Origin of the sequence: Acinetobacter kookii, assembly GCF_900096895.1 — a bacterium.
GTDB lineage: Bacteria > Pseudomonadota > Gammaproteobacteria > Pseudomonadales > Moraxellaceae > Acinetobacter > Acinetobacter kookii.
In genome coordinates this window covers 264,497-276,773 of the sequence record NZ_FMYO01000001.1, presented here as the reverse complement: position 1 = coordinate 276,773, position 12,277 = coordinate 264,497, and the positions used below count along the sequence as shown (strand labels likewise).

General features: G+C 43.3%; 15 protein-coding genes. All 15 read left to right on the top strand.

The features are described 5' to 3' along the window. Nucleotides 1-11: 11 nt before the first annotated feature. The 15 genes from BLP85_RS01390 to BLP85_RS01320 all read left to right on the top strand — a co-directional run bounded on the left by BLP85_RS01390 (nt 12) and on the right by BLP85_RS01320 (nt 12,275). On the top strand, nt 12-437 hold the full coding sequence (locus BLP85_RS01390) for an ExbD/TolR family protein (protein WP_092818364.1): 426 nt from the start codon (nt 12-14) through the stop codon (nt 435-437). Beyond that, nucleotides 434-2,161 (top strand): lipid A export permease/ATP-binding protein MsbA, encoded by a 1,728-nt coding sequence (msbA, locus tag BLP85_RS01385; protein WP_092818363.1) that lies wholly within the window; start codon nt 434-436, stop codon nt 2,159-2,161. Before BLP85_RS01390 ends, msbA begins: the two co-directional genes overlap by 4 nt. Nucleotides 2,162-2,164: 3 nt before the next feature. Continuing rightward, on the top strand, nt 2,165-3,172 hold the full coding sequence (gene lpxK, locus BLP85_RS01380) for a tetraacyldisaccharide 4'-kinase (RefSeq protein ID WP_092818362.1): 1,008 nt from the start codon (nt 2,165-2,167) through the stop codon (nt 3,170-3,172). Between the two features lie 12 nt (nt 3,173-3,184). Then, nucleotides 3,185-3,946: a 3-deoxy-manno-octulosonate cytidylyltransferase gene (gene kdsB / locus BLP85_RS01375; protein ID WP_092818361.1), complete on the top strand. Its 762-nt coding sequence runs from the start codon at nt 3,185-3,187 to the stop codon at nt 3,944-3,946. Between the two features lie 13 nt (nt 3,947-3,959). Further along, on the top strand, nt 3,960-4,943 hold the full coding sequence (locus tag BLP85_RS01370) for a DNA polymerase III subunit delta' (RefSeq protein WP_092818944.1): 984 nt from the start codon (nt 3,960-3,962) through the stop codon (nt 4,941-4,943). Nucleotides 4,944-4,964: 21 nt separating this feature from the next. Further along, nucleotides 4,965-5,306, top strand: a complete 342-nt coding sequence (locus BLP85_RS01365; protein WP_092818360.1) for a PilZ domain-containing protein — start codon at nt 4,965-4,967, stop codon at nt 5,304-5,306. Between the two features lie 26 nt (nt 5,307-5,332). Beyond that, nucleotides 5,333-6,106: a TatD family hydrolase gene (locus tag BLP85_RS01360; RefSeq protein WP_092818359.1), complete on the top strand. Its 774-nt coding sequence runs from the start codon at nt 5,333-5,335 to the stop codon at nt 6,104-6,106. Between the two features lie 45 nt (nt 6,107-6,151). Next, the gene (locus BLP85_RS01355; protein ID WP_086199969.1) at nt 6,152-6,766 is read left to right on the top strand and encodes a TetR/AcrR family transcriptional regulator; all 615 of its coding nucleotides are present in this window, start codon (nt 6,152-6,154) and stop codon (nt 6,764-6,766) included. Nucleotides 6,767-6,775: 9 nt separating this feature from the next. After that, entirely contained in the window at nt 6,776-7,336 is a 561-nt protein-coding gene (locus BLP85_RS01350; RefSeq protein WP_092818358.1) for a type II secretion system protein, read from the top strand. A 211-nt stretch (nt 7,337-7,547) separates the two neighbouring features. Further along, on the top strand, nt 7,548-7,979 hold the full coding sequence (gene gspI / locus BLP85_RS01345; RefSeq protein ID WP_228143236.1) for a type II secretion system minor pseudopilin GspI: 432 nt from the start codon (nt 7,548-7,550) through the stop codon (nt 7,977-7,979). Continuing rightward, nucleotides 7,976-8,659 (top strand): type II secretion system minor pseudopilin GspJ, encoded by a 684-nt coding sequence (gspJ, locus tag BLP85_RS01340; protein ID WP_092818356.1) that lies wholly within the window; start codon nt 7,976-7,978, stop codon nt 8,657-8,659. The genes gspI and gspJ overlap by 4 nt, the downstream gene beginning before the upstream one ends. A gap of 18 nt (nt 8,660-8,677) precedes the next feature. Further along, entirely contained in the window at nt 8,678-9,625 is a 948-nt protein-coding gene (gspK, locus tag BLP85_RS01335; RefSeq protein ID WP_171259632.1) for a type II secretion system minor pseudopilin GspK, read from the top strand. Nucleotides 9,626-9,797: 172 nt separating this feature from the next. Then, nucleotides 9,798-10,394: a 6-pyruvoyl trahydropterin synthase family protein gene (locus tag BLP85_RS01330; protein ID WP_092818355.1), complete on the top strand. Its 597-nt coding sequence runs from the start codon at nt 9,798-9,800 to the stop codon at nt 10,392-10,394. A gap of 46 nt (nt 10,395-10,440) precedes the next feature. After that, the gene (ung, locus tag BLP85_RS01325) at nt 10,441-11,154 is read left to right on the top strand and encodes a uracil-DNA glycosylase (protein ID WP_092818354.1); all 714 of its coding nucleotides are present in this window, start codon (nt 10,441-10,443) and stop codon (nt 11,152-11,154) included. Beyond that, nucleotides 11,151-12,275 carry an enoyl-CoA hydratase/isomerase family protein gene (locus tag BLP85_RS01320; RefSeq protein WP_092818353.1) on the top strand — a complete coding sequence of 375 codons (1,125 nt, stop codon included), beginning with the start codon at nt 11,151-11,153 and terminating at the stop codon, nt 12,273-12,275. Before ung ends, BLP85_RS01320 begins: the two co-directional genes overlap by 4 nt. The last annotated feature ends 2 nt before the right edge of the window (nt 12,276-12,277 follow it).

Below are 12,277 nucleotides of genomic sequence, written 5' to 3'. Positions count from 1 at the left end.
GGTGGTGAAACATGAAATTCAAACGTACACAAGTTGAAGATATTCACATTAACCTGACACCCATGATTGACTGTTTGCTGTTTATCCTGGTTTTTCTACTGCTATCCACCACATTCAACCAGTTTAGCCGCATGAATTTAACCTTGCCGGATGCGCAAGGGGTGCCTCCCAAGCAGTATGATCATAAAATTGAAGTGGTGGTAGATGCTTCTGGACACTATTCTATTAATGGACAATCGATTGCCAGTAAGGAAGTGGTCGACTTAAGTACCGCAATTAAACAGATTTCCAATGATCGGCGTGATTTAATGTTTGTTATTGCTGCGGATGCCAAGGCAACGCATCAGGATGTCATTCGTGTGATGGATGTAGCAGGACAGTTAGGTTTTGTGAACGTCAATATTAGTACCAAAGTTCCGTCTAGGGGTTATGAGTGAAGCAAGATTTTAAGGTCTATCTGCGTCTTTTAGGATATCTGAAACCTTTTTGGGGTGTGGCAATACTGGTTTTTATCGGTTTTGCAATTAGTGCAGCGACTGAGGTTTCCATTGCGAAATTACTGGAAAAAATCATCACCGCCATCCAGCACAGAGACCAGAACTTTACTTCTATATTTCCTTTTCTGGTTATTTTATTGATGTTTTTTCGCGGTTTAGGTTCCTTTATTGGAGGCTATTATACCGCAGTCATCTCACGTAATCTGGTGTTTAATATCCGACAGGAAGTTTTTGGAAAATTACTTAAACTTCCATCGCAATATTATCTGGATAATACCAGCGGACATATTACCGCTAAAATCATGTATAACGTGGAGCAATTAACGGCTGCTTCATCTGAATCTCTAAAAACCCTTGTCCAGCAAGGTCTGATTACAATTGGTTTGTTAGGCTATCTGTTATATAGCAATTGGCGCCTTACCCTGATTATTCTGATTTTTGCTCCACTGATGGGGTTGCTGGTTCGCAAAGCATCAAAACGTATGCGTAAATTATCCCTGCAAGTTCAGGACACCATGGGGGATGTTAACCATGTGGTGCAGGAAACGGTGAATGGGAATTTAATTGTTAAGGGTTTTGGCGGGCAGGAATATGAACAAACGCGTTTTCGTGAAAACTCGCTGGAAAACTTAAGACGCGGTTTGAAAATGGTGGTGGTGCAGCAACTGAATAGCCCGGTTGTGCAGTTCATTATGTCCATTGCCATGGCAATTATTATCTGGATTGCCTTACGGCCAGAAATTTTACGGGATACCAGCGCAGGTGAATTTGTTGCCTACATTACAGCAGCCGGTATGTTAAGCAAACCGATCAAGGCATTGACGGATATCAATGAAAAGCTGCAACGTGGTATGGCTGCTGCACATTCCGTTTTTGAATTGCTGGATTTGCCGGAAGAGCAAAATGCAGGCGCTTTAACGCCAGTGCTTAAAGGTAATATTCGGTTTGAAAATGCCAACCTGATTTATGCAGATGGGCATCACGCGATTCAGGATTTCAACCTGAATGTCAAGGCTGGAGAAACCATTGCATTGGTCGGTCGTTCAGGTGCGGGAAAAAGTTCTCTGGTCAATTTGCTGGTACGTTTTCAGGAATTGAGTTCTGGCCATATTTATCTGGACCAGCAGAATATTCAAGATATAGACATGCATAGCTTGCGTACACAAATTGCCATGGTGAACCAGCAGGTGGTATTGTTTAACCGCACTGTACGTGAAAATATTGCCTACGGCCAGCTTGAAAATGCGACCGATGCAGACATCATTGCGGCCGCAAAAGCTGCCTATGCCCATGACTTTATCATGAGCTTGCCACAAGGGTATGACACGCAACTAGGTGCGCAAGGCTTGAACCTTTCGGGTGGACAGCGCCAGCGTATTGCCATTGCACGTGCCATTTTGAAAAATGCACCGATCCTGATTCTGGATGAAGCCACCAGTGCACTGGATAATGAATCAGAGTATTTTATCCAGAAGGCATTTGATGCAGCCATGCAAGACCGGACAACGATCGTGATTGCCCATCGTTTATCCACCATTGAAAATGCGGATCGCATTGTGGTGATGGATCACGGTAAAATTGTCGAGCAGGGTACGCATGCAGAATTGATTGCCCAACATGGAGCTTACTATCAATTGCATCAGCGTAATTTCGAGGAACACTGATTTATGTCATTCGCACAATTTATTCAAGATGCTTGGAATAGACAGGCCAAGTGGTTGATTGTGCTTAGACCTTTGTCATGGATTTATCGTGGTGGGTTTTTACTCAACAAAAAGCTTTACCAATGTGGCGTTAAAGCCAGCTATCAATCTCCCGTTCCGGTGATGGTGATTGGCAATATTACCGTTGGTGGTAGCGGTAAAACGCCGCTGCTGATTCAGTTGGTCAATTATCTACAAAGCCAAAATGTCCGTGTCGGTGTCATCAGTCGCGGTTACGGTGGAAAAGGACCATTTCCCGCCTATGTGGATTTGGAATCGCTCCCCGAGATTGTGGGAGATGAACCCTGCCTGATTGTGCAGTCAACTGGTGTACCCATGGTGGTAGGTTCAAACCGTCAGCGTAGTATTGAATATTTGTTGTCTAAACATGAGCTGGATTTAATTATCAGTGATGACGGTTTGCAGCACTGGGCTTTGGCGCGCCAGATTGAGTGGATTGTGTTGGATCAGAATCGTGGTTTGGGTAATCAAAAGTTATTGCCTGAAGGATATTTACGCGAACCGCCAAGCCGCTTAACAACAGCAACGGTCATTGAGCATGCCAGTCAGCCCAATTCCGAACTGAATATGCATTTAGAAGTTGCTGCGCCTTATTTGCTGAATGATGCGGAAGATGAAAGATCTTTTAATCCGGCGGATAATTTTTATGCTGTCGTGGGTATCGGTTTTCCGCAACGTTTTTACAGCACCCTGGATTCCATGGGAATTCACCAGTTTCAGTGCCATGAATTTCCTGACCACTATGATTATGAAATTACGGATCTGCAGTTTGAAGATAACAATCCCATTATTACCACGGAAAAAGATGCGGTAAAACTGCTGCCCCTATTAAAGCAAAATCCAAATTTTAAACGGGAAATCTGGGTGGTTCCTGTTGAAGCAGAGCTTTCACCACAATGCTACGATGTCTTGCATCAACAGTTACAGCAACTTGGCATTCCAATCTCTTAAGGTTCATTGTTTATGAAACATATTGTTATTCCAGCACGTTTTGCAAGTTCCCGTTTGCCGGGCAAGCCGCTATTGGAAATTCATGGTCGTGCCATGATTCTACGAGTGGTCGACCAGGCGAAAAAAGTGGCTGGTTTTGATGATTTATGTGTTGCAACCGACGATGAGCGTATTGCAGAAGTTTGCCGTGCAGAAGGCGTGGATGTTGTCATCACCAGTGCAGATCATCCCTCTGGCACCGACCGTTTAAGTGAAGTTGCCCGCATTAAAGGCTGGGATAGCGAAGACATTATTGTCAATGTACAAGGTGATGAACCTCTGCTTCCGGCTCAATTGGTGCAGCAGGTGGCTCAATTACTGGAATCGCAACCTGAATCTTCCATGTCGACACTCTGTGAGCCAATTCATAGTCTGGAAGAGTTTCAGCGCGACAGTATTGTGAAAGTGGTGATGTCCAAATATAACCAGGCTTTGTATTTTAGCCGTGCCACGATTCCTTATGACCGTGATGGTGCAAAACAAGAAATTCAGCAATTACATCAGCAGGCATACCGTCATTTGGGCTTGTATGCCTACCGTGTGAATTTGCTGCAAGAATATGTGTCCTGGGATATGGGTGCGCTGGAAAAACTGGAAAGTCTGGAACAATTACGTGTACTGGAAAATGGTCATCGTATTGCAATTGCTGTTGCAGAAGCCAACTTGCCACCGGGTGTAGATACCCAGGCAGATCTGGATCGTTTGAATCAGATGGATGTTTCTTGCTTCGAATAAGGTGAACAGCTCCATGCAAAATAATGTTGTGGCACAAGTTTATCCATGGCAGCAAACGGTTTGGGAGACCTTGACCGGACGCTTTCCTAAACTGGGGCATGGCCTGCTTTTTTATGGTAAAAAAGGCTGTGGCAAGGAAGCTTTTGCACAATATTTTTTGGCTTGGGTGTTATGTGCCAATCGTCATGAAAATAATGCCCCTTGTGGTGAATGTGGCAGTTGTTTGTGGTTAAAGTCTGATACCCATCCCAACTATGTTCATATCAGCACAGATGAAGACAATAAAAAGCAGAATGCCAAAATCAAGATTGAGAAAATCCGTGATTTATTGCCCTTTGTGCAGCAAACCGTAGATGGCTGGCGTGTGATTGTGATTGAACCGGCAGAGGCTTTAAATATCGCCTCTGCCAATGCATTACTCAAAACCTTGGAAGAGCCGGGTGATCGGGTAGTCATTATTTTACTGGCCGATCATTATCTAAAGCTTCCTGCGACCATTCGCAGCCGTTTGCAGCATTTTGCGCTGGATCGTATTTCTTCTTCGCAAGCAGATGCGTATTTAACCGAGCATTTACCCAATTTAGATCAAATGCAAAAACAACTGTTGATGAATTTATCTAATCAGATGCCATTACAGGCCATGCAGCTGGCTGAAACGGAGTGGTTAAATAAGCGACAAGAATTTTTAATGGACTGGCAAAAACTGGTCACGCAAAAAAATATGCCGATGGCGATTGCGACCAAGTGGAATAAAGTCTTAAATTTTAGTGACTTTTCACAAATGTTTGAATACTTGTTGTCAGATTTAATTTGTGTCAAGCTCAGTCAGCAAGTTAAAAATTCCGATCTTGATTTGAGTGTATTATCCGAACAATATACCTTGGAATTTTTATTTGTGGTTTATTCTGATTTGCAGCAAGCTAAACAATATATTGAGCAAAATGTACAAAGCAATTTAGTGCTTGATCAATTGTGTATAAAACTAATGAACATTTAAATATTTTTAAGGGGAATAAAAATGCAACCACGTATGGGCGGTATTATTCATGCCAATATCCCGGATATAGAAACTTTGTATGCCAGCTATATGCCTTATGTTGTTGGTGGAGGATTGTTTATTCCGACCAAACAGCCGGTTAAGCTTGGTGAAGAAGTGTTTGTGCTGGCAACCTTACCCGAACAATCACAAAAAATTCCTTTAACAGGCAAGGTTATCTGGGTCTCCCAAAAACAAAATGGCATCAAATTACAAGGTTTTGGTATGCAATTGACCGGAGAAAAAGGCGTTTATTACAAATCAGAAGCTGAAAAGTTGCTTACAGGTCTTAAGTCTGAGGGTCGAACTAGTTACACTATGTAGATATTTAAAAGATTTAGGAAATCACTGTGTTTGTAGATACTCACTGCCATTTAACCATGCTGGATCTAACGCCTTATGATGGCAATCTGGACTTGGCATTAGCTCAGGCGCGTGAAGCAGGAGTATCCAAATTCATGACGATATCGGTTGATTTGGATGACCATATCGAGCTTGCTAAAATTGCAGCACGTCATGCTGATGTTGGGTACAGTGTCGGTGTTCATCCCTGTGAAGATCCGGCGGTCATGGCACGCGCCACGACAGATTATCTGATTGAACTGGCACAGCCTGAAAAAGTCTGGGCAATTGGTGAAACCGGCCTGGACTATTTCCATAGCACCGATTTTATTGCCGAACAGAAACAATGTTTTGCCCGTCATATTCATGCCTCTCAGGCGGTGAAAAAACCGGTGGTGGTGCATACCCGCGCTGCCAAACACGATACTGTGGATATCATCCGGGCTGAAAAATCCACGCATGGCATTTTGCACTGTTTTACTGAAGATTGGGAAACCGCTAAAGCTGTACTGGATTGTGGTTACTATGTATCATTTTCCGGAATCGTTTCTTTTAAAAATGCCCAGGATTTACGTGATGTGGTAAAACAGGTGCCACTGGATCGGGTGTTAATTGAGACGGATAGTCCTTATCTGGCACCAGTTCCCTATAGAGGTAAGTCTAATGAGCCAAAATACGTCCCCTATGTAGCCAAAGCCTTAAGTGATGTATATGATAAGTCCGTTGAGGAAATTGCTTTCATTACAATGCGGAACTTTGAAAACCTCCTTAATTTAAAGTAAATAATTTAAATTGATATAAGCGCAGAAGAGAATTACAGAGTGAAGATGGATCGTCAGGCTCAGTTTCGAGCAAGAGAAGCGTTAATTTTTCAGGTTGCAGAGCAGCTGCTGTTAGAAAATGGCGAATCAGGGATGACGCTAGATGCGTTGGCAGCAGAACTCGATCTGGCAAAGGGAACTCTATATAAACATTTTCAAAGTAAGGATGAGCTTTACATGCTACTCATTATTCGTAATGAGAACATGTTGCTCGAGATGATTAAGGACGCGGAGAAAGCTTTTCCAGAGCATCTGGCCTTCTTTATGCTGCATCATTTACATCATCCTGAGCGAACAGTACTGTTCCATCAAATTGAAGAACGTCTTTCTACCACCGGTATAGGGATCAATCTTTTATTTAGCGAACTGTATCAGGTCAGAAAACAGCGGTTGCGCATTATTATCCGTATGACTGAAAGCTATCTGGAAAGTATTCAAAGTGGCATGTCTACACGCGATTATCTGGCATCTATTTGGGCCCTAACGCATGGCGCTGCAGCTATTCTGAATTCCAGTTTTTACCAGCGTTATCTGGGGTCGCGTGACACATTACGCGTAGCTTATATTGATCAGGCCTTGGCAATGCCCAAGCAGGTCAGTTCTGCGGAACAGTTTACTTAAAGGTATGCCATGAAACCAATCCGATCATTTTCAATTCGTGGTTTTACTTTGATCGAGTTGATGGTGGTTATCGTGATTATGGCAATCATGGCATCTTTAATTCTGACCAATATTAACGGGGTAGACCAGCGTAAAGCCATGCAGGCACGGGAAGTGTTTATGATGGATTTACACAGGATTAACCGTGAAGCCAATGATCAGGCACGGATTTTTGCCCTGGATGTACACAGTGCCACAGATGTATCGCCGTTTCATTATGGGGTAATGGAATATTTAATCCCATCCTTGCAAAATAAACAAAATGCTACTTTGACTGAAAATAAAAAATGGCAGAAGTATTCAGAATTTCCCGAGCGAACTTTGCCTGAGCATGTTTCATTCAGTATTACTGCCCTCGATCATCGCCATGAAAATGCCAATAATGACGATTTGCTGAATTCCAATGCACCTAAATTGGTATGGCTGGGCAATGGCGAGGCCAAACCGGTACGGATTCAGTTTTATTTCGAGCAGCGTCCGATTGGTGAAGAAATCGAGATTGATCATCTGGGTAAAATTAATGCAAGCTAGATACTCAAAGCATCACTGCACCTCAGATACAGCTTTCGGACTTTCTTGCGCGACAATGCCGCTCAGGTCGAGTATTATTCGAATTAATCGTGTGCACTCCGAACATGGTTCGTCATCTTGCGCTCGGACGAAACGTTGTTTGCCTCATCGCTGCTCCTCAAGCATAGCTTTCGGACTTGCGGCACGATCGAGTAGTACTCGACTTAATCGTGTGTACTCCGAACATAGTTCGTCATCTTGCGCTCGGACGAAACGTTGTTTCGTTTATCCTCGCTCAGGCTTTACGCTATTGGAAGTGATGGTGGCCCTGGCAATTTTCGCCACTGCTGCAATTGCCTTTACCAAAGTGGCGATGCAATACACTCAGGCCACTTCAAATGCCATTTTAAGGACCAAGGCGCAATTCGTGGCCTTAAATGAAGTGGCGCTGATGGAAGTGAATCAGGAATGGCTGCAGGGAACCCAGTCCAAACAGGTCACCCAGCAAGGAGAAACCTGGCAAATTGACAAATCTGCGCAATCGACCATCAGTCCCAATGTACAACGCATAGAAGTACAGGTCAGTTTGTTTAATGCGGAAACTGGCAAGGTTGAATCAGGGGTGACCCATGTGGTTTTCTTTAACCCGAAGGCCAAAGCATGAAAAAGCAGACTGCAAAAAATAAAAAAGGTTTCACTTTGGTTGAACTTTTGGTGGCGATTGCCATCTTTAGCGTGCTTTCGGCATTAGGCTGGAAAGTCTTTGATTATATGATCAAGGTCAAGGACCGTAATGCTGAACACGAAATGCAATTGGGTCAGTTGCAGGAAGCCTATCAGCAGATTCTGCGTGATACCGTTCAGGCTGTGCCACTGAATGCCAATATCAATAACGATATTCAGCCTGCTCTGGTTTTGCAAAATGGCCGATTTAATTTTAGCAAAACCGGTGTGACTGATCCTTTGCAGCAGGGGATTTCGCCGGATGAGCGCGTGGAATATCAATATCGTGCCGATGAAAAGAAACTGTATCGGCTGAAATATCGCAATTTAAACAGTACAGGGCGGGATCAGCCTGAGTCCAGTGTGCTGTTAAATGATGTCGACCAGTTTGAAATTGTGGTATTAAATCCGAATGAGCTTAATGCGTGGCCAGAGGGGCAGGCGGATTTAAACGATGTCATACAAAAACAGGTCTTGCCGAAGGGCATTAAAATTAAACTGACCGTCAAAGATGTGGCCTATGAGTGGATTTTCAGTTTATTAAACACCGATTATTTAAAACAGCAGAATAGTACTTTGAATAACAATGCAAATAGCAATACAAATAAATCTACATCTTAAGGTGTGACTCAATTGAACATAAAGCCGCAACAGGGTGTTGCCTTAATTACGATTCTGGTCATGGTGGCATTGGCCACCATCCTGGCTGCGACCATTGCCAAAAGACAGGCCAATACAGCTGAAAACACGGCATATTTGATGCGTCAAAACCAGTCACTGTTGTATGCTAAAAGTGCTGAAGCCTTTTTTTCAGAGCTTTTGGTCGATGATGCGGAAAATGCCGGTAATATTGATTATTTGCAAGAAAACTGGGCCAAACCGATGCCGGCTTTTCCTGTAGAGGATGGTTTTATTGCGGGAACTTTAGAAGATCAATCAGGCAAATTTAATTTAAACAGCCTGGTAAATACGGATGGTACGCCCAATCCTCAGGCAAAAGCCTGGTTTGAGAAACTGCTGCTGCGTGTGGGATTGCCGGAAAAGTTAAGTGAAGCGGTCATTGACTGGCAAGATGCCGATAACGAAACCATAGGCTCGATGGGTGCAGAAGCCAGTTATTATCAGGGATTGCCACAGGGCTATTTACCGGCAAACAGCAAATTTCATCGTGTAGAAGAACTGAAACTGGTACGTGGCTTTGAAGGAAAAAAATATCTGCAAATTGCCGATTATGTGAGTGCTGACCCCAATGTTGATACCAAGGTGAATATCAATACTGCTCCGGCAATGCTGCTGGCCAGTCTCGATCCCAAACTGGATATCAACACGGTGCAACAGCTGTTGCAACAACGCCAAGCCAATTTAGAGTATTTTTCCAGTGTGAATGAGCTTTGGGAGATTGAACCGTTTAGACAGCTTGGTGCAGAGGTGAGAAGTGAGGCTGGCAATCTGTTAGATGTAAAATCTGCGTATTTTAAAGCCAGAATTGAAGTGCAGCTCGGTGAACGTAAACGCCAGTTCAGTAGTGATCTGGTGCGAAAGGATAAGGCGGTGTATGTGGCATCTCGCAGCATGGCACCATTCTAATCAGATTCCGAGAAACGATGAAAAATGAGAAACACCTCTATTTAACTTAATGTATTTCTCCAATGCTCTTGAACAGTAAAATTAATGTTCAGAATTTCACTTTTGCTTTATAACTTTCACTTTTGCTTTATAATCAAATTTAATTCACAGATTTTTGATTGCATCAGGGCACATGTTAATTCGTAAGTTATTTAAGTTTGAAAATGCTCATATTGTGCGAAATTGCACATCGGACCGCTGTAAGCGTTCAATTCATGGTCATAGCTATAAAGTTGAATTGTTGCTCAAGGCGTCCAGGCTCGATCATGGTCAAATGGTATATGACTTCGGATTATTAAAAGGGGTGATCAAGGATATTTTTGACAGTTTTGATCATGCAATCTGCTTCTGGCAGCATGATGATGCTGAATATATTGAGGCGTGCAAAAAATTTAGTGCACGCTGGGTATCTTTACCTGTTTCACCCTCTGCAGAACAGTTCTCACGTATTTTTTTCTATCTGGCCCAGCAAGTGCTGGCTTCGACCATTACCCAAAATGGGGAAGGCGACGTGGAGGTTTATTCGGTGATTGTGCATGAAACCGATACCGGTTATGCACAAAGCTTTATCGAAGATATTGAAAATACGCAAATGGGTGTGCTCAGTCTTGACCAGATTGTGTTTTCTGAACAGGTTCAAGTGGAGTGGGCAGATCCTAAAATGTATGAAAAATTACAACAAGGCATGAAATTCCAAAATCCAACCGTAGATCTTCAAGTACACATTTGAAGACAATAAGAAAGTTTGGTCTGGTCGAAAAAATTAGGAAGCAGGTATGTCTTTAACGGAACAACAGCAAGCTAAACTCGATAAAATCCAGTTGGATGCAAGTTGGAAAAATGCATTAAGCGATTTTTTGCTGAGTGCGAAAATGGATGATTTAAAACAGTTTTTGCTGACTGAAAAACATGCAGATAAAATTATATATCCTCCTAATTCCCTTATTTTTAATGCCTTAAATACAACACCTTTCAACCGTGTTAAAGTCGTTATTCTGGGGCAGGATCCATATCATGGGCCTAATCAGGCACATGGATTAAGTTTTTCTGTGCAAAGAGGGGTTGCATTACCGCCATCTTTACGTAATATTTTTCATGAATTAAACACCGACTTGGGGATTCCTGTTCCCAAGCATGGCGATTTAACCCATTGGGCTGAACAAGGTGTGTTATTGCTCAATGCGGTATTGACTGTTGAGGCTGGACAGCCGACATCACATCAAAAACGTGGATGGGAGGACTTTACCGATCATGTGATTGATGCTTTAAATGAGCAGTGTGAGCATATCGTATTTATCCTTTGGGGAGCCTATGCACAACGTAAAGGACAACGTATCGATCAAAATAAACACCTGGTATTAAAAGCTGCACATCCTTCTCCTCTGTCAGCAAATCGTGGTGGTTTTTTTGGTTGTAAAGTATTTTCAAAAGCAAATAATTATCTGAAACAAAATGGCATTGAGCCGATCAATTGGCAGCTGGACGCATGACACAATCTCCTGAATTAAAAAATTATCATCCTGATCTCATTGTAGAAGAAGCCATCAATGGTTGGCGCATTGTTCGCCTGAACCGGCCGAAATCTCTACATGCCCTGGATGAATCTATCGTTACCGCACTTTTGGAAGTGTTCCAAGATTTTCACCATGATGATGCGGTAAAAGCGATCTGGCTGGATTCAACTACCCCGAAGGCTTTCTGTGCGGGTGGTGATGTGCGTAAACTTCGTCAGCTGGTGATTAATGATGAAGTTGCAACGGCAAATAAATTCTTTGAACAGGAATATGCACTGGATTTATTGCTGCATAACTATGCCAAGCCGGTATTGGTGTGGGGCGAAGGTTATGTGATGGGTGGTGGTCTGGGCCTGTTTATGGCTGCACCATTCCGTCTGGTGACGCCTTATTCACGTTTGGCAATGCCTGAAATCAATATCGGCTTGTATCCGGATGTCGGTGCGACACGCTTCCTGGCAGACCGGGGAGCAATTGGCCTGTTTACCGGTTTAACCGGTTCAATTATGACCTCTGCCGGTGCTTATGGAATTGGCTGGGCAACCCATATTTGCGATGCACAGCGTGACAATGTGCTGGATAAAGTGCTGAATATTGATTGGGGACATTATCCTGCTGGGGATTTTCGTGCCATTGATGACACTTTAAACAGTATGCACCGTCCGGTGGGTCCGGGTCCCTTACAAAATTCACTCGATGTCATTCATAGTGTTTGCCGCGGGGTGAACTTTGAACATGACTATGAATCTATTATTGGCCTCAGTGATGCACGCAGTGACTGGCTCCGTCAAGCCAGTGAAAACCTGCAAAAAGGTTCGCCTACTACAGCTGCATTAACCTGGCTGCTCTGGCAGTGGGGCAAGCGCGTTCATTCCTGGAATGAAGTTTTCGAACTTGAAACGCAGATATCCAACTGGAAGATTCGCCATCCTGATTTTGTTGAGGGTGTGCGGGCACGTCTGGTCGATAAAGACCTGTCTCCGGAATGGGTAAAAGGCAGTGATTTTTCTTTAAAAACCATCTTGTCTGATTGTCCGCCAGTGACCAGTATTCAAAGCTGGAATGAGCTGTTGAAGCATTACGGCATCATCAGTTAACC